Raw genomic sequence first — 17,822 nt, 5'->3', positions numbered from 1 at the left:
GACGGAGCGATACTGTCAAATTTGAGCTTGCCGGCCGTCAAATTTATCGCTAAATTTGAAAATCTAAAGGATAAAAATGAGCATAATGGCCATCGACGTTGGGCTAAAACGTATTGGCGTGGCGCTAGCCGTCGGGCAAACCGTGATGCCACAAACGCCCGTACTGCGCAAAAATCGTAACCAAGCAGCGCGCGACGTTAGCGCAGTTTTGCGCGAATACGGAGCAAAAAAGCTTGTCGTGGGTGTGCCGCTTGGGGGATCTAGCGAGGACGAGATGCGGCGGCGGATCGCGCACTTTGTATCGCTACTCGAATTTGACGGCGAGGTCGTTTATCAAGACGAGTCGATGAGTAGCTTTGAGGCGAGCGAAATTTACGCCGATGGCAGGCGCGACGGACGGCTAGATAGCATCGCGGCGATGATTATTTTAAAGCGGTATTTGGGGCTTTGAGGCGGTTGGCAAATTTGGCGCGCGGTAAAAGGGCGGCAAATTTGAGTTTTGCGCCAGAGTTGCGTTGAGGCCGTCTCGGCCGATCGTTACCTCGTATAGAGTGAGTAAAATTTGAGTCAAATTTACGGCTCGGCGCTAAATTTAGCCGAGATTTTGCATAAAATTTAAAAGCGACTTGAGCGGCAGATTTGCAAGTTAAATTTGATCGCATAGACTGGGAGCGCTACGACTTGGAGTCAAATTTTATCCAAACCTAGCCCCCCGATCAGCTATAGCTCCGTATCCAGTCATCTAAAAAACGCATTTGCTCTGCTGTGTGAAACCAGTGTTCGCCATTTTTCATAACGGTAAGCGTTGCATCGATTTGGTTTGCAAACTCGCAAATCGTTTCAAAAGAGGTGAGATCGTCATTTTCGCCGTATAAAATATGCGTCGGCACCGTCCAGCAGATAGGATGCTCTCTAGCGTAGCAAAGATATTTCCACGAAAGTTTTTCTCCGCATTCTGTATCCAGCTCGCCCCTATCTCGCAGCTCCTCCTCGCTCACACACGCCTGCGACATCATTTTTTCGATCAATTTTTGCATATTTACGATCGGCGAAATAAAATACGCCTTTTTTATCCCCATGCCCTGTAAGGCATGCATGGCAAAAAACGCGCCGATACTGTTTGCGACGATTGTCACGGATCTGCGGTTTTTAAGGATGTGCTCAAAAAACGGCATAAATTCCTCTTTCGCATCCCACGGCGAGCGAGCCTTGTAATCAAATCCCAGCACGTCGCTATCTGCAAAAAGCGGTTGATAATGGGCCGCTTCTTGCGCGCTTCCGTTTTTTCCGTGTATGTATACGACTATATCTTTCATGATTTTGCCTTTTTGCAGCGGGTAAGGGGCTAAAATAAAAGCACTTTAACGCCGCAACTAGTTAAAATTTGAGTAGTCCGTCCTCGTTAAATTTAAAATCAGGCCCCCAAGCCACCTCCCAGTAGTATCCGTCCGGATCGGCAAAATACGCGTGATATCCGCCCCAAAACGCATCTTGAGGCTCCTTGACGATAGTTTCACCCGCCTTTTTTTACTAGCTCTATGGTGCTATCCACGTCCTCTTTGTTTTTTACGTTATAGGCTAGCGTGATGCCGCCAAATCCGCTGCCCTTTGGCGGATTATTTTCGTCGATATCTCGCGCCAACGCGCCCAAGGGATAGAGCTCAAATTTGGTTCCGGACGTATTAAAAAAGCATACGGGCGGATTGTCCTCTTTGCAGTCCGTCTCAAATCCCAGGCCGTCTCTGTAAAATTTCAGCGCCCTTTGCATGCTTCGTACGCCTAGGCAGATGCAGGTTATTTTATTCATTTTAGCCTCCGATATTTTGGTTTATTATATCATTTTGGAGCTAGTGGTTTTGGGTCAAATTTGGCGTTATCAAACGAAGCAAGGCAGTTTAAAAATGCGAGTAAAATTTCAGAAAGCTAAATTTTATCCCCGTTTTGCATCTCAAATTCGTAAGCTTCATTTAAGATACGCACGAGAGTGTCGGATAGATAGGGCTGAACTAGCGTCCAAACGCGGATTTTTGGGTTTAAATTTATCGCCGCGTTCGTGGTTTTTAGCACGACTAGCGCGATCTTTTTTTCTATCAAAAGCGTAGCTAGAGCATCATCTATCTCGCGTAGCAGGCTCTCCTCGATAAAGACGACGTTAGGACGAAAGATCATGTCCTCTATGTGGCGCTTTACGATGCTCCACTCGTTGCTCGGCTTCACGTCGATACCGATAAACTCGAGATCTTTTTTGATGATATTAAATGAATGGGGGTTTGGCTCGGCGATGAGGGCGCTAAAATTTTTGGGATTTTTTATCTTAAAACTTTGCATGAGATCGAGCTTGTCGTCGCAAAGACGCAACGAAATCTCGGTGCTAATGCGTGCGCCGTGATCAAACTCAAATCTGATGCTTGAGCCGTTTTGCTCGGCTAGCGCCATCGCCGTTTCGTAGTATTTGCGGCTTTGCGCGTTCATATTTACGCGAGGCGTGCTTTTGCTCGTAAAAAAGTCATGATCGCAGTGGACGCTAAGTGTAAATTTGATGTTGTTTTTGTAGTAGTTCGAGAGTAAAAATTTGATCGTAACGGTCGAGTTTGAGACGTTTAAAAGGAAAATTTGAGCCATCGCGTCGATGAGCTTTGCAAGAGCCGCGATATCTGCGTAAAATAGCCTAGGATAGGCGATGTCGTAGTCTAGCAGCACGTAGTTCGTGTTTTTTTGCGCGTCCTCGTTTAGCGAGGATGCCAAAAACAGCAAACCGCCCGCGATATCGACTTTGGGTAGCGTGTTTGCCTCGCTAGATTTGCTGGTCTCGCTCGTACCGTTTTTTTGCATAGTTTCTTTTTTTATCACGCCATTTGACCTTCTAAATTTATCCATAAAATAGCAACTGCCCAAAACCGCTATATAAAACGCGGCAAAAATCAGGAAAATATACGCGAAACTCACGGCTATATAACCAGCATCGCGTCGCCGTAGGAGTAAAATTTGTACTTTTGCTCCACGGCTGTTTTATAAATCCGCATAGTCTGCTCAAGTCCGATAAAGCTGGTTACTAGCATGATTAGCGTCGATTTTGGTAGGTGAAAATTTGTCAGCAGGTAGTTTTGACGGATGGGTTTGTTGTTTAAATTTAAAAACAGCCTGCACTCTCCGCTAGACTTGCCGCTTCTAGCAAACTCCTCTACGCAGCGCGTTACCGTCGTGCCCACGCCCAGGATTTGCTTATCTGAGTTGATTAAATTTTGCGTATCTTGCGGGATATCGTAAAACTCCGCGTGCATCTTGTGCTGCGTGATATCCTCGCTCTCCACGCCCTTAAATGTCCCAGCGCCCACGTGCAGCGTGAGGTAGGCTATCTCGCGGTTTTTTGCTAGCTTGTCAATCATCTCGTCGCTAAAGTGCAGGCTAGCCGTTGGAGCAGCCACCGCACCTTCGTTTTTAGCAAATACGCTTTGATACCAGCTCTCATCGTCTTTGGTGTCGCTTCGTTTGATATATGGCGGTAGAGGCACGTGACCGATGCGAGATAGGATTTTATAAAGCGCGGCCGTGTCCAAAAGTTCGCCGTTTTGGCTAAATTTGACCGTGCGCGAGCCGTCGTCAAAGAGTTCGCAGACCTCGGCGGTCAAATTTTGGTTAAAATTTAAAACGCTGCCCGCGCGAACTTTGCCTTTTATATAGACGCTAAATTTACCGTCCGCTAGCGGAGAGTTTAGCAAAAGCTCCGTCTCTCCGCCGCTATCTTTTTTGCCGAGAATTCGAGCTTTTACGACTTTGGTATCGTTAAAAATAATATCGCAAGGCGGTAAAATTTCAGGCAAGTCGCCGAATTTTAGATGAGAGATTTTCCCGCTAGCTCGCTCGTAGACTAGCAGTCTGGCGTCCTCCTTGGGAAAGGTCGGAAAATTTGCGATCAGCTCTGGCGGTAGCTCGTAGTCGTAGGCGTCAAGCGAGTTTGGATTTAAAATTTGACTCATTTGGCTAGCCTACTTGATTTCATGATTATTCGTCCTCTTTTTCTTCGTCGGTTTCCGACTCCTCGTTTTTAGCCGGATTTACGCGGGCGGCTATAAAGATAGAAAACCCGTAAAGGCCGATGAGAGGCACGGCCATCAAAAACTGGCTGAGGATATCCGGAGGCGTCATAACTGCGGCAAATATAAAAATCACGACGATAGCGTAACGGAAGGAGTTTTTAAGCATCTTATCATCGACTAGGCCGAGTTTAGCGAGAAAAAAGGTGATAACGGGAAGCTCAAACGCGATACCGAACGCAATGACCAGTTTCGTAAAAAAGCCGACGTAGCCGCCGATATTTAGCATCGCGGAAAATAGTTGTTGGCCGAAATTTATAAGAAATGCAAAACCGATAGGAACGACGACGTAGTAGCAAAACGCCGCGCCAACGAGAAACATAAAGGTCGCCGAGATCACAAACGGTATGACGTATTTTTTCTCGTTTTCGTAAAGTCCAGGCGCCACAAAGAGCCAAAACTGCCAAAAAATAATCGGCAACGAGAGCAAAAACCCCGTAAAAAACGCCACCTTCATCGCTACGAAAAATGGCTCTTGCACCTCGAGAAAGACCATTTTTTGATTGTCAGGCAGGGTGTTTTGCAACGGCGCGATGATAAAGTCTAAAATTTGATTCCAAAAGCTAAAGCACACGACAAACATCACGATCACGGTCATGACGCTGATGAAAAGCCTTTTTCTAAGTTCTATTAAATGCGGTTTTAGCTCTTCAAACATTACGCCTCTTTTTTCTCATTATCGCCCAGTACGGCGTTTTTGACGGCTTCGCCTGGATTTTTGACCGCTTCGACGCTCTTTTTTACGTCGTTTAGGCCGTCCGTGATGCCGCTAGTGACGTCGTTTACGCCTTTTTTGAGCTCGTCAAGCTCCTCAAAGGTAAGCTTTTTTCGCACTGTTTCGGTGGTTTTTGCGATGCTTTCTTTGTATTTTTTCGCATCCTCTTTGAGTTCTTGGATTTTTATCTCTTGATCGAAGCTGCTTTTTGCGTCATTGACCGTTTTTTTGACGGTTTTAAAAAATTTCGCTATCTCGACCATCGCGCTAGGAAGCTTATCGGGCCCCAAAAATAGCACCGCGATGACGGCTATGACGATGATCTCTGGTAAGCTCATGCCAAACATTTTTTATCCTAAATTTTTATTTTAAAGTGCTCATTTTAGCGTTTTTTATCTCAAATTTGCATAAATCAGCCCGCGATAAATAAAGAAATTTCGTCCGCAGTGAGGAAATTTTTGGCGTAATATCGCCCGTTTTTAAATTTTAATTTCCCGCTATTTTTTAGCAGCAGCGCTCTTTGCTCTTGCTCGGCGTTTAGGCTGTTTTGATCGATGCCCACGATGCTTCTAGCGCCTAAAAATATGCGCTCTAAATTTAGCTCGTCCGCGCTTAAATTTTCTATTTTTTTAGCGTGCGGATTTTTTACGTAAGCGTTTAAATTTGAGGCGTTATAAAAACGATGATCTCGCCAAAATCCGACTGCGTATGCACCGATGGCAAGGTAGTTTTTGCCCTGCCAGTAGCCCAGGTTATGCTTGCAAATTTGACCGAAATTTGAGATTTCGTACTGTTTTAGTCCTATCTCCTCGATGCGATCTATCATAAATTTCGCCAGCCTCGGACTATCTTTTGCGTAGTTTATCTTGCCGGCAAAGGGCGTATTTTCCTCAAGCGTTAGCGAATACGCCGATACGTGCGAAACGCCTAAATTTCGGATATTTTGTGCCTCTTGCTCGAGGCGTTTTTTGGTGTCTAGCTTCGTGCCGTAGATGAGATCGACGTTTATATTTTCTAGCCCCGCGGTTTTGGCGTTTGTGACTGCTTCGTAGATCTGCCTCGCGTCATGGATGCGCCCGAGAAATTTCAGTTTATCCTCAAAAAAGCTTTGAGCGCCGAAGCTCACGCGATTTATGCCGTATGATTTCATCTGCGATAGCCACGCTAGGCTTGCCGAGTTTGGATTTGCCTCCGTCGTGATCTCGGCGTCCTTTGCCAGATATGGCGCGACCGCTTCAAATAGCCGCTCGTAGTAGCCCGCGTCTACGGCGCTAGGCGTCCCTCCGCCGATAAAAACCGTCTCGATCTCGCCGTTTTTTACGTCAAATTTTAAAATTTGCTCCCTAAAATCCGCAATCATCGCGTCAAAATACGCGCTCGTTAAATTTCGTTTGCCCACCACCGAACCAAAGGCGCAGTATGGACATTTGCTCTCGCAAAACGGGATGTGGACGTAAAGAAGCATTTTGACCTTTGTTTTTGCCGTATTTTAGCAGATTTTGCGGCTTTATCGCGCGGTGTTTTGGCTTTCGCGCCGTTTGGCGATCGGTTTGCTGTAAATTTAGGCCGGGTTTAGGCGCAAAACCGACTCCGGTAAGCTATTTGACGCTTTTAAATTTTAAAATTTACCGCCGTTTTTGCCGCCCGTTAAATTTAAAAAGTCGCGCCGATATGTTTAAATTTGATTTTAACTTAACTCCCGCAAAGCTCCGCAAGAGCGTTAAATTTACGTATAAAATTTCTTTTGTTTTAAAATTTGCGTCGGCAAAACGCCGAATTTTTCTCTAAAAATCTTTGCGAAGTGCGGAGCGCTGGCGTATCCGACGATTTTTGCGGCTTCGCTCACGCAGACGTCTCCGCGCTCTAAAAGTTTTTTCGCCGCGTTTAGCCGCTCGGTTGCTAGCAGCCCGTAGATCGTATCGCCAAAGTAGCTTTTAAAGCCTGTTTTTAGCTTAAATTCATTCGTCGCGCACGCTCTGGCTAGCTCTTTTATGCTGGGCGGATTTTGGACGTCGCTTAGTAAAATTTGCCTAGCTTTATTTAAAATTTTTACGTATTCGTCGCTAAAATCGCGCTTTTTTTCATCGGCTTCTGGCGTTTTAGGCGCGCCTAAGCTTTTGTAGATTAGCTCTAAAATTTTAGCTTCCATAAAGATTTCGCGCATCTTGCCCTCAAACTCGCTCGCAGCTAAAAGCTCCCGTAAAATCAGGCTTTGGGCTAAATTTATCTTAGCCGTTTGGATGCAGATTTCGTTTTCTTCGCCTAGGTTTTTAAATACCGCTAGCTCGTCGGCTAGTTCGTTTTTTAGCACGATGCATCGTCCTGCATAGTTATTGCTCTGATACTCGCAGATACCCTCAAATCCGCTATCCACGCGCCCCATCCAAAACTCTCCGGCCTTTAGACAAAAAGTTTTTTTATCCGCTTTAAGCCCAGTATCGAGCCTTGCGTCGTTAAAGAGCAAAAAGCAGTAGCCAGCGCTCCTTTCAAGCCGTCTTTTTACGCTTTTGTTGCAGATTATTTCGCTCCTGCAGTAGCTTGCGCCGCTTGTGCCTTTAAAAAACTCAACCTTACATTTTCTATCTTGCTCTTGCCACGTGCTTTGTCCGTAGCGCACCGAATTTTGCGCGACTTCTTGCTCGTTTGCGCGTAAAATATCTTTAAATTCGACCTTCATTTGTTTTTTATCCTTTTAGCGTTGATAAAAAATCCCTCTACCGTTTATCGGAGTATTGATAATAATTATCTGATTATAGTAAAATAGGGTTTAAATTTAAATAAGGAGTCTAAAGGTGAAAAGTATGCCTAAAATTCCTATGCTAGCTTGCTTAGCGCTATCTTGCGCGCAGGCGGCCGACGAAGTGAAACTAAACGAAGTTACCGTAACTAGCGCGACGGGTTTTGAGCAAAATATCAAAGACGCGCCCGCTTCCGTTTCGGTAATCTCGCAAAAAGAGATAGCCAGGCGCAATCATCAAGATATAGAAAGCGTCGTAAAAGACGCTCCGGGCGTGTTCGGCGCGACACTTGGGGCGGCTAGCAGACGCGGTATTACGATGAGAGGCCTTGGTCAAAAATACACTAAAATTTTAATAGACGGCCGCCCTGCGACCAGCGATAGCGCGTATAGAGGGCTTCGCGCGGTCGGTAGCGCTCAAAATTTCCTCCCGCCGGCAAACACGATCGAGCGTATCGAAATCGTGCGAGGGCCGATGAGCTCGCTATATGGCTCGGATGCGATGGGAGGCGTCATAAACATCATCACTAAGGGCTTTTCAAACGAGTTTAGCGGTAATGTAAACGGCTACTACACGCTTGCAGGCAAAAGCGGGATAAACGACGACTACCAAACCGGTTTTTACGCAAACGGCGCAGTGATCCCGGACGTGCTGGGTATCGCGCTTTACGGGCGGTATTTTCATAAATTTGAAGACGAGCAAGTCTTTACGAACCGCAAAAACGAGGACGTAAATTTCGGCGCGAAAATCATGTATAACGCCACCGAAAACGACGAAATAGCGCTGGATCTGCGCCGCGTAGTAAATAAATACGAGCGCACCGAAGGCAAGACGCTAAGAAGGGCTACCGGCGATAATACGAGCGTTGCGTTTGAAAAGATGAGCGGATATACCGCCTCACTCTCGCATACGGGCAAATACGACAAGCTGCTGCTTGAAAGCTTTTTAACCCACGATCATATGAAAGAAAGCGGACAACAAGACCTCACGCTAAAAACGACGACGCTAAATACCAAGGGAACGTATTTTTTTGATAACAACACGCTAAGTCTGGGGGCTGAATACAGAAGAGAAAGGCTAAACGAAAAGGCAACGACGGCCGATGCCGCAAACATAAAGAGATATGATTTTTCGCTATACGGCGAGGACGATTTTGACGTAACCGACGCGTTCACGCTAACTGCCGGCCTAAGATATAATCACGACAAAGACTACGGCGGACACGTATCTCCGCGCGGCTATGCCGTATATCATCTAAGCGAAAATTTATCGCTAAAAGGCGGAGTATCGGCGGGCTACTCGACGCCTGATATCAAGATGCGAACCGACGGGCTTGCCCTGCCTTTTGCCGGCGGCATGGGAGCACAGCTGGGCAAAAGCGACCTAAAACCCGAATCCAGCCTAAACTACGAAGCCGGCGTCGCATACGGGGACGAGAGCCTTAACGTCTCGGCGATGGCGTTTTATACGCGGATAAAAGACGGTCTAGGTACGAAGCCGGTTTGCGTCGCACGCCCGGGCGTTCCTTGCGTGCATAACGGCAAGACTTATAGGCGCGGCATCTGGGAGAGCGTAAATATCGGCAAGGCCGAAGTAAAGGGCATCGAGCTCGCCTCAGACTGGCAGATTTTATCAAATTTAGCCCTGCACTCAAGCTACGTTTACACTAGATCAAAGCAAAAATCGGGCGCATACGAGGGTAAATCTCTAAACAATCTACCCGTACATACCGTAAAACTAGGGCTTGACTACGATATGACGCCTGATCTAAATTTCTGGACGCAGATGAACTATCTAGGCAAAACCAGAGCCGTTTACGGCTCGCCGGGAGACGAGGAGATAAAGGATTATACGCTATTTGACGCTGGCGCAAGCTACAAGCTAACTAAAAACGCAAGCGTAAATTTTAGCGTTTATAATATCTTTAACGAATACGTAACGACAAAATCTGGACGCTATGAAATTTTGATCGCCGACGGGATTAAATATAGACTCGGATTTAACGTAAATTTTTAAATTTAGCCGTATTTAAGCGGGGCGGTGTGTATCGATCGCCGCCCTGCTATCGGTTTTTAAAATTCGAGTTTAAATTTAAGGAGAAAGATGCCGTTTTTAAAGAAAAAGAAATTTTGGTTTAACGTCCATTTGATTTTAAGCCTAGCCTGTGTTTTACCGCTGCTTATCGTCGCTCTTAGCGGCGCGGTCATATCCTACCACGACGAGATTATAGACCTTGCAAACTCACAAAAAACCTTCGTCAAGCGAGGCGAAAAAGAGCTTACTGCGAGAGAAATTTTAGATATTTTTAAAGCCAGGGAAGCGAATTTTACGCTTAGCTACTACAAGATAAACTCAGACGTAAATCACGCTATAGGCGTATCCGGTACGAATGCTAAAGGCGAGTTTAAGTCGTATTTTATAAACCAATACACGGGCGAGATAACGGGCGAAAATTTCGGCGATAAATTTATCGGACTAATGTTAAATTTGCATACTAACTTAGGCCTTGGACTTAGCAAAAACGAGACGTTGCGGCTTATAGGCAAGCATATCGTTGCGGTTTGCTCTATCGCCTTGGTTATTTTGGTTATATCTGGATTGATAATTTATTATCCTAGTTTTAAAACTAAATTTATGCGCGCGTTTGCTCTAAAAATCAAGGCCAAAGGCTATGCGTTTTTGTACAGCCTGCACGGATTTGCCGGCGTTTATCTTTGCTTATTTTTAGCCTTTATGAGTGTTACGGGACTTTACTGGTCGTATGACTGGGCGGCAAAGCTCGTAAATAACGCGCTTGGCGAAAAGGAAATTTTCAGAAAAAAGAGCTTTACGCAAGTGAGGGGATTTTCGCTGGAGGACGAGGCTAAGATAGCCAATTTACAAACTGCGATAGATATTTTTAAACGAGATAGAGAGGATTACGAGCTTTTTAACGTCATCACGCAAGAAGACGGCGAAAATTTTATGATATTTTACTTTGACAAAGGGCTGGAAGAGGACGATAAGGTAAATACGATGACGATAAACGCCGCCAAGGGGCAAATTATCAGGCATGCGAGGTTTGACGACGCTAAAAGCTCGATGCCCAGGCTTTTTGCGATTCATAAGGCGGTTTTAAGCTTGCACTCGGGATATTTTTTGGGCGAGATCGGTAAATTTATATTTTGTTTAGCTTCGGCATCGGTTTTATTTTTCGTTATAAGCGGCTTTTGGATGAGCTTAAAACGGCTCAAAAGATAAATTTGATAAAATCGCTCCAAAAAACTGAAAAGGCTAAATATGCGAGTGATTTTAGATGGATTTGACGGCTCTTTTTTGCCGATTTTGCAAAGCTTTAAGGCTGTGATGCCAAGCCTGCGTATAACTGGTATCGAGGAGCTCGGCGAGTGCGCAAACGAGAGGACGTCAAGCCTAGAAAACGGCAACGCCATCAACGTAAGCGAGCTTTTTGCGCGCCAATACGAGCGGGACGAGCTTTTATCGGACAGCTCTTTGTTTTTGCAAGATGATAAATTTGACGGTAGCGGCGAGAGTGCGGCGGTCAAATTTGATGAAAACGTAAAATTTGAAGGTATTCAGGCTAGCGATGACGCTAAATTTGAACAAAATTTAATGGCTGATAGCGAGAAAACGGCTTCCGTATGGGAGCAAAATTTGCAAAACAGTCAGGACGATGCGCCGCGACAAGACGCCAATCTGCAAGGAAAAGCTATTTCGCAAACCAGCGCTTTAAGCGAAATAACCAAAACTGCGCCGACTAGCCAAAGCGCGCAAACCGCCGCTCCGCGCGAAACTCCTGTTTTTGACGGAGCTACGCAAACGGCACCGTCTAGTAAAATATCCGCTTATAATGAAGCCCTAAAAACGGCCGTTTCGGACGACTCTGTGCAGGCTGCGTTGTTTGATTTTAACGAGTCCGGGCAAAATTTGACGCCGCGCGCCGAGCCAAAATCCGCACCCGAGCGCAAGAAGCACGAAAGCGCGAGTCTGTTTACCGACGAAGAGGTGCGGGCGATACTGGAGCTAAAATAGACGGCTCAAATTTGACGAGCAAGGCGGTAAAATTTGACGTATAACCAAGTAAAACGTGCAAATTTTACCGCGCCCCAAAAAGTAAAATCCGTAGTTTTAAAATTTAAATAAAAATTTTAAGTATAGACGCCAAATTTTTCCGCCGGCCTCGCGATATTTAGCTATATCTTAACTATTTTTCGTTAAAATCCACAATTAAAAATTCTCGGAAAAAAAGATGGAAAAGAAATATAGACCAAACGTCGCGGCGGTCATACTTGCGCCCTCTTATCCGTTTGATTGCAGGATATTTATCGCGCAAAGGTGCGATATGACCGGCATCTGGCAGTTCCCACAGGGCGGCATAGACGAGGGCGAGACGCCGCGCGAGGCGCTAAAAAGAGAGCTCAAAGAGGAGATAGGCACAGACGACGTGGACGTGCTTAGCGAGTATCCGCAGTGGCTTAGCTACGACTTCCCTGAGGGTACGAGTAGTAGGAAATTTTATAACTTTGACGGGCAGACGCAAAAGTATTTTTTGGTGCGGCTAAGACCTAGCGCGAAGATAAATATAAACACCAAAAAGCCCGAATTTGACGAATATAGATTTATAAACTCAAGCGAGGTTTTGAGCGACGTAAACCACTTCAAAAAGCCGATCTACGGTAAGGTTATTGGCTACTTTAAAGAGAAAGGATTTATTTAATGTTAATCGTCCAAAAATACGGCGGCACGAGCGTTGGGACGCTTGAGAGGATAGAAAACGTCGCCGCGAGAGTCATAGAAACTAAAAAAAGCGGCGCGGACGTCGTAGTCGTAGTCTCGGCGATGAGCGGCGTGACTAATCAGCTGGTGGAGTACGCCGAGCATTATACGAAGGCTCCCGACGGCGTGGCGATGGATATGCTGCTTAGCTCTGGCGAGCGCGTTACCTGCGCGCTTTTAACGATAGCGCTGATAAATTTAGGCTACCCCGCAGTTGGTCTAAGCGGTAGGCTAGCTGGCATCATCACCGATAGCGTGCATACTAAGGCTAGGATCGAGGCGATAGATACTAAGCGTATGAAAGAGGAGCTAAAGGCGGGCAAGATCATCGTCGTAGCGGGCTTTCAGGGTATAGACGAAAAGGGCGACGCGACGACTCTGGGACGAGGCGGTAGCGATCTTAGCGCAGTGGCGATAGCAGGCGCTCTAGATGCGGATCTTTGCGAGATTTATACCGACGTAGACGGAGTTTATACCACTGATCCTCGCATCGAGCCAAAGGCTAAAAAGCTAGATAAGATCAGCTACGACGAGATGCTAGAGCTTGCTAGCCTAGGCGCAAAGGTGCTGCAAAACCGCTCAGTCGAGCTAGCTAAAAAGCTAAACGTAAATTTAGTCACCAGAAGCAGCTTTAATCACAACGAAGGAACACTAATAACAAAGGAAGAGAGTATGGAAGCAGTGCTAGTAAGCGGTATCGCGCTAGATAAAAACCAAGCTAGGGTAACTTTAAGAGGCGTGGTAGATAAGCCGGGCATCGCGGCTGAGATTTTCACCGCGCTTGCAGAAAAAAATATAAACGTAGATATGATAATCCAAAACGTAGGCCAAGACGGCACTACGAATCTGGGCTTTACCGTACCGCAAAACGAGCTTCACGTCGCAAAAGAGTGCATGGATAAGCTAAGCGCGTCTAGGGAAATTTTATACAACGACGAGATAGTCAAGGTCTCAGTTGTTGGCGTTGGTATGAAAAGCCACACCGGAGTGGCGTCTCTAGCCTTCCAAACGCTAGCAAACGAAGGTATAAATATCCAAATGATCTCGACTAGCGAGATAAAAATCTCGATGATAGTCGATCAAAAATACGGCGAGCTAGCAGTTCGCGCGCTACACGAAGCTTATAAACTCGATAAATGAGCGATTTTATAAAATGGACGCTCGAGGCGATCCGCGAGGAGGGTTCGCTGATGAGTTGGATGGAGGAGAGGCGCACCGAGTGGACGCCTCTGCTCGCCTCGAAGCTTAAATTTTTACTCGAAGGGCGCGCGTTTATCCTGATCACAGATAGTGAGCGCGGCTGGTTTGAAGAGTATTTTTTAAAAAATATAAACAAGCCGACAAACGCCCGCCCTGTACTACCCTTTTTCTCGCTAAAGGCGCTTTATCCATCTTTTGAAAATATCGGTTCAAAAGAGGAAGTCTCGCTGCTTTTAGACATGCTTAGCCTTGCTTTTCCAAACGGTTACGTGTTTTTTTACGTCGGCAAAAGCGCGGATAAAAGCTCGCAGATAGCCAAAGGCAAGGACGATAGCTACATGTGGCTTTTTGACGAGCAGGCGCAAAATAGCTTTTATCTAAGCTCCTCCGACGGCGCGCTAGATATCAAGCTTTTGTCGCTGTTTAGGCTCTTTGATAAGAGCATAGACGCTGCTTTATTTGCGAAAGTAACGCTTTAATCTATGCGAAGCAAAATCGTAATCACGAGCGATTTTGAAGCCTTAAAAGAGGAAATTTTAGGGCTTTACGGCATAAATTCGGTTAGATTTTTTTTCTCGGATGATTTTTTGCTAGAAAATGCAAAAGAGGTTGCCGCCGAGGCCTACATCGCCGAGAGCGAGCCTAAGCTGCTAGTATTAGGCGCTAAAAATTTCCGCGTCGAGGCTCAAAACTCTCTACTAAAAATCATAGAAGAGCCGCCTAAAAATATATTTTTTATCATAGCCTGCGAGTCTAAAAATATGCTCCTGCCGACCGTTCGTTCGCGTCTGGTTACCGAAAACAGACTCGAAAAAAAGCAGCGCGAAAAAACGGGGCTAGATTACAAACGCCTCGAGCTAAAAGAAATTTGCGCGTTTATCGATGAAAAATCAGCTCTCGAGCGCTCCGAAAAGCTCGGCAAAAACGATCTAAAAGAGCTAATCGCAGCCATAGCTCTGGAGGCTACGGCGCAGGGGGTTAAATTTAGCGCCGATGAGCTTGAGTATTTTTTCAAAGCCGTGCGCCTAGCCGAGCTAAACACTAAAACTCACGCGCTTCTTACGCCGATACTTCTTATGATTTACGAAAAAGGGCTTAGATGAAAATTTTTAAAATCAATCCGCAAACGGGTTTCAACGAGATCTGCGAGATTATCCGTCCTAGCGACGAGGGGCGAAATTTGATGAAAAAAAAGTCGGCGATCAACTTTTTTTTGATTAAAGATTTGCGCTCGCCTGCCGCAAATATCCTAAAACAAGACGCATTAAGCGTGGGTGCGGAGCTCGTCACTAACCGCGACGTGATTTTAAACGGCGCAAATTCGGCCGCACTTTTGATGGCGACCGATGCGCAGGTGCAGGCGCTTGCCAAAAAAGAGTCCGCACAGGATTTCGGTCTAAAAAATTTGACTAAATTTTTAAAATCTCCGTTTAAAAAACCGCAGCGCGCACAGATAATGGGCGTAGTAAACGTAAATGAAGATAGCTTTAACGCCGCAAGCCGCGTGAACGAAAAAAGCGGCATCGAGAGAATCGAAGCGATGATCGAGCAGGGTGCCGAGTATATCGACGTGGGCGCGGTCAGCTCGCGGCCAGGCAGCAAATACGTCGGACGCGAGATTGAGTTTGCCAGGCTTGAAAAGATACTCGCCGAAATTTACCGCCTAAATTTGTACGAAAAGGCGATATTTAGCCTAGATAGCTTTGATCCGTATTGCCTAGAGTACGCGCTAAATCACGGCTTTAAAATGATAAACGACATCACGGGCGACGTTAGCCTCTGCGCTCTAGCGGCGCGCTACTGCGCTACCTACTGCCTCATGCACATGCAAAACAGCCCCGAAAATATGCAGGATAATCCGCATTACGATGATTTGCTCGGCGAGATAGACGCGTTTTTCGAGGCTAAGATCGCTGCCGCGAATGAGCTTGGATGCCGCGATATCGTGCTGGACGTGGGTATCGGCTTTGGCAAGACGGCGGAGCAAAATATGATTTTGATAAAAAATTTGGAGCATTTTTTGCGCTTTGGACTACCGCTTTTAGCTGGCGCTAGCCGCAAATCTGTCATAAATTTTTATAGCCCCAGCGAGATCAAAGACCGTTTGCCCGGTAGCCTTTATCTGCATCTGGAGGCCTTTAAAAACGGCGCTCAGATCATCCGCACGCACGACGTGGCCGAGCACGCGCAGATGTTTAGGCTGGAAAACGCGATGAGAAAGCTCGCGGCGTGGTAAGCAAAGCAAATTTAACGAGGAAAAATGGATAAAAAAGAGTATTTAGAGGCCGTAGATACGCTAAACGCGTGGGCGAAGGCCTACTACACCGACGACGCGCCCATAGCCACCGACGAGGAGTATGACGAGCTTTATCATAAAGTGCTAGAATTTGAGAGAGTAAATCCCGGCGAGATCTCGATGTTTAGCCCGACGAAGCGCGTTGGCGGCGAGGTTAGCGAGGGCTTTGTAAAAGCTCGCCACGGCGCGCGCATGTGGTCGATGGAGGATATTTTTAGTTTTGAGGAGCTGCTGGCGTGGCTAAAGCGCGGCGACAAGGAGAGGCTGGAGTTTGCGCTTCAGCCTAAATTTGACGGAGCGAGCTTAAATTTGCTCTATGAAAACGGCGCTCTCGTGCGAGCTATCACGCGCGGCGACGGCATAACGGGCGAGGACGTCACGAGTAACGCAAAAGTCATCAAAAACATCCCGCTGCAAATCGCCTATAACGGTAGGATCGAGATCCGCGGCGAGGTCGTGATCGCTAAAAACGACTTTGACGAGATAAATTTCGCCCGCGCACAAAGGGGCGAGCCGCAGCTATCAAATCCTAGAAATGCAGCCGCCGGCAGCCTGCGCCAGCTAGATAGCGCTGTGACGGCCTCGCGCAGGCTGAGGTTTAAGCCATGGGGCTACGGCGAGCAAAATTTGGGCCTAGAAACCTACTCGCAGATGATGGATTTTATCTATTCGCAGGGCTTTGAGCGCGAGGAGTTTTTCAAAATTTGTCGCACCGCCGAGCAGATCGAGGAGGCGTATAAAGAGCTCGTAGCGCAGCGAGATAGCAAGCCCTTTATGATGGACGGCCTCGTGGTGCGAGTGCAGAGTATCGCGGCTAGCGAGGAGCTTGGCTACACGGAGAAATTTCCTAAATTTATGGTTGCGTATAAATTTCCTGCGATCGAAAAGACCACGCGGCTGCTTGACGTGGCGTTTCAGGTCGGACGCAGCGGCGTCGTGACTCCTGTGGGCGTGCTAGAGCCCGTAAATATCGACGGCGCGATAGTAAAGTCCGCCACGCTGCATAACTTCGACGAGATCGAGCGCCTAGGCGTGCAAAAGAATGATTTTATCAGCATTATCCGCTCGGGCGACGTGATACCAAAGATCACGGGAGTCTTTAAACAGCGCAGAGACGGCTCGCAAACCCCGATAGAGAGGCCGCGCGAGTGCCCGGTATGCGGGTCGATGCTGCTAGACGAGGGCGTTTTCGTCAAGTGTCAAAACCTCGAGTGTAAGGCTCGCGTGATAAATTCGCTCATACATTTTGCGAGCAAAAAGTGTCTAAATATCGACGGACTTGGCGATGCGATCGTAAATCAGCTTTTTGAAGCGGGCTTGGTCGCCAAAATCGCCGACATTTACGAGCTTACGGCGCAGGATTTGGCGCGGTTAGAAGGCTTTAAGGATAAAAAGATCGCAAATTTACTCGGTGCCATCGAGGCTAGCCGTACACCCGCACTGCATAGCTTTATAGCGAGCCTGGGTATCGAGCACATCGGTGAAGTAGCGGCTAAAAAGATAGCTCAAATTTATCCGCAAAACTGGCGCGAGCTAAGCTTTGGCGAGGTGGCCGCGATCGAAGGCTTCGGCGAGGCAATGGCGGAGAGTTACGCGGAGTTTATGCAGGTAAATAGGCAAAATTTGGACGAAATTTTGCGTTTCGTAAGCCCGCAAGCGCAGAGTTTTGAGACAAAGCAAAGCGCGATAAGCGGCAAAACGTTTGTGATAACGGGCACGCTTAGCAAGAGCAGGGATGAATTTAAGGCTATTTTGGAAGCAAACGGCGCAAAAGTAAGCGGCTCGGTGAGCAAGAAAACGGACTTCGTACTTTACGGCGAGGAGGCGGGTAGCAAGCTGGATAAAGCGCGCGAGCTAGGCGTCGCTACGATAACCGAGGACGAGCTAAGGCGGATGATTGAGATTTGATCTATTTGTCGCAAACCGCCTAAATATCAGCCGAAACAAAGCCGCTGAACTTATAAAAAGCGGCAAGATTTTGCTAAACGGAAAAATTTGCTCTA

17 protein-coding genes and 2 pseudogenes are annotated in these 17,822 nt (G+C 46.8%); 11 read left to right on the top strand and 8 right to left on the bottom strand.

Annotation, left to right across the window (positions count from 1 at the left end; translation table 11 throughout):
- Positions 1 to 76: 76 nt before the first annotated feature.
- On the top strand, positions 77 to 451 hold the full coding sequence (ruvX, locus tag Q0394_RS00970; RefSeq protein ID WP_298945056.1) for a Holliday junction resolvase RuvX: 375 nt from the start codon (positions 77 to 79) through the stop codon (positions 449 to 451).
- 265 nt (positions 452 to 716) lie between these two features.
- On the opposite strand, the gene Q0394_RS00965 is transcribed toward ruvX, so the two are convergent.
- The 8 genes and pseudogenes from Q0394_RS00965 to Q0394_RS00930 all read right to left on the bottom strand — a co-directional run bounded on the left by Q0394_RS00965 (position 717) and on the right by Q0394_RS00930 (position 7,486).
- Complete coding sequence (locus Q0394_RS00965) at positions 717 to 1,316, bottom strand: alpha/beta hydrolase (protein WP_298945055.1); 600 nt, start codon at positions 1,314 to 1,316, stop codon at positions 717 to 719.
- Between the two features lie 61 nt (positions 1,317 to 1,377).
- Positions 1,378 to 1,807 (bottom strand): annotated as a pseudogene (locus Q0394_RS00960) (VOC family protein).
- A gap of 116 nt (positions 1,808 to 1,923) precedes the next feature.
- A complete protein-coding gene (locus Q0394_RS00955; RefSeq protein ID WP_298945053.1) occupies positions 1,924 to 2,877 on the bottom strand; it encodes a hypothetical protein in 954 nt (317 codons plus the stop codon).
- Positions 2,878 to 2,948: 71 nt separating this feature from the next.
- Complete coding sequence (gene queA / locus Q0394_RS00950) at positions 2,949 to 3,977, bottom strand: tRNA preQ1(34) S-adenosylmethionine ribosyltransferase-isomerase QueA (protein ID WP_298945052.1); 1,029 nt, start codon at positions 3,975 to 3,977, stop codon at positions 2,949 to 2,951.
- Between the two features lie 25 nt (positions 3,978 to 4,002).
- Positions 4,003 to 4,752 (bottom strand): twin-arginine translocase subunit TatC, encoded by a 750-nt coding sequence (gene tatC, locus Q0394_RS00945; RefSeq protein ID WP_298945051.1) that lies wholly within the window; start codon positions 4,750 to 4,752, stop codon positions 4,003 to 4,005.
- The gene (gene tatB / locus Q0394_RS00940; RefSeq protein WP_002946440.1) at positions 4,752 to 5,156 is read right to left on the bottom strand and encodes a Sec-independent protein translocase protein TatB; all 405 of its coding nucleotides are present in this window, start codon (positions 5,154 to 5,156) and stop codon (positions 4,752 to 4,754) included. Before tatB ends, tatC begins: the two co-directional genes overlap by 1 nt.
- Positions 5,157 to 5,221: 65 nt before the next feature.
- On the bottom strand, positions 5,222 to 6,274 hold the full coding sequence (gene hemW, locus Q0394_RS00935; protein WP_298945049.1) for a radical SAM family heme chaperone HemW: 1,053 nt from the start codon (positions 6,272 to 6,274) through the stop codon (positions 5,222 to 5,224).
- A gap of 261 nt (positions 6,275 to 6,535) precedes the next feature.
- A complete protein-coding gene (locus Q0394_RS00930) occupies positions 6,536 to 7,486 on the bottom strand; it encodes an AraC family transcriptional regulator (protein WP_298945047.1) in 951 nt (316 codons plus the stop codon).
- A gap of 115 nt (positions 7,487 to 7,601) precedes the next feature.
- Here Q0394_RS00930 and Q0394_RS00925 point away from each other — a divergent pair, with 115 nt between their 5' ends.
- The 10 genes and pseudogenes from Q0394_RS00925 to Q0394_RS11940 all read left to right on the top strand — a co-directional run.
- Positions 7,602 to 9,563 carry a TonB-dependent receptor gene (locus tag Q0394_RS00925; protein ID WP_366115492.1) on the top strand — a complete coding sequence of 654 codons (1,962 nt, stop codon included), beginning with the start codon at positions 7,602 to 7,604 and terminating at the stop codon, positions 9,561 to 9,563.
- Between the two features lie 87 nt (positions 9,564 to 9,650).
- Entirely contained in the window at positions 9,651 to 10,787 is a 1,137-nt protein-coding gene (locus tag Q0394_RS00920; RefSeq protein WP_298945044.1) for a PepSY-associated TM helix domain-containing protein, read from the top strand.
- 39 nt (positions 10,788 to 10,826) lie between these two features.
- Positions 10,827 to 11,579 carry a hypothetical protein gene (locus Q0394_RS00915; protein WP_298945042.1) on the top strand — a complete coding sequence of 251 codons (753 nt, stop codon included), beginning with the start codon at positions 10,827 to 10,829 and terminating at the stop codon, positions 11,577 to 11,579.
- 217 nt (positions 11,580 to 11,796) lie between these two features.
- Positions 11,797 to 12,264 (top strand): RNA pyrophosphohydrolase, encoded by a 468-nt coding sequence (locus Q0394_RS00910; protein WP_298945040.1) that lies wholly within the window; start codon positions 11,797 to 11,799, stop codon positions 12,262 to 12,264.
- Positions 12,264 to 13,463 carry an aspartate kinase gene (locus tag Q0394_RS00905; RefSeq protein WP_298790437.1) on the top strand — a complete coding sequence of 400 codons (1,200 nt, stop codon included), beginning with the start codon at positions 12,264 to 12,266 and terminating at the stop codon, positions 13,461 to 13,463. The genes Q0394_RS00910 and Q0394_RS00905 overlap by 1 nt, the downstream gene beginning before the upstream one ends.
- The gene (locus Q0394_RS00900) at positions 13,460 to 14,002 is read left to right on the top strand and encodes a HobA family DNA replication regulator (RefSeq protein ID WP_297966370.1); all 543 of its coding nucleotides are present in this window, start codon (positions 13,460 to 13,462) and stop codon (positions 14,000 to 14,002) included. Before Q0394_RS00905 ends, Q0394_RS00900 begins: the two co-directional genes overlap by 4 nt.
- A 3-nt stretch (positions 14,003 to 14,005) precedes the next feature.
- Positions 14,006 to 14,626, top strand: a complete 621-nt coding sequence (locus Q0394_RS00895; RefSeq protein WP_298945038.1) for a DNA polymerase III subunit delta' — start codon at positions 14,006 to 14,008, stop codon at positions 14,624 to 14,626.
- On the top strand, positions 14,623 to 15,759 hold the full coding sequence (gene folP / locus Q0394_RS00890) for a dihydropteroate synthase (protein ID WP_298945037.1): 1,137 nt from the start codon (positions 14,623 to 14,625) through the stop codon (positions 15,757 to 15,759). The genes Q0394_RS00895 and folP overlap by 4 nt, the downstream gene beginning before the upstream one ends.
- A gap of 24 nt (positions 15,760 to 15,783) precedes the next feature.
- Positions 15,784 to 17,727 carry an NAD-dependent DNA ligase LigA gene (gene ligA, locus Q0394_RS00885; protein ID WP_298945035.1) on the top strand — a complete coding sequence of 648 codons (1,944 nt, stop codon included), beginning with the start codon at positions 15,784 to 15,786 and terminating at the stop codon, positions 17,725 to 17,727.
- Positions 17,717 to 17,791 (top strand): annotated as a pseudogene (locus Q0394_RS11940) (TlyA family RNA methyltransferase); the annotation flags it as partial. The gene ligA and the pseudogene Q0394_RS11940, both read left to right, overlap by 11 nt.
- Between the last annotated feature and the right edge of the window lie 31 nt (positions 17,792 to 17,822).

Origin of the sequence: uncultured Campylobacter sp., assembly GCF_938039205.1 — a bacterium.
In the GTDB taxonomy this organism is placed as follows: domain Bacteria; phylum Campylobacterota; class Campylobacteria; order Campylobacterales; family Campylobacteraceae; genus Campylobacter_A.
This window is presented reverse-complemented; position numbering and strand designations above follow the sequence as displayed.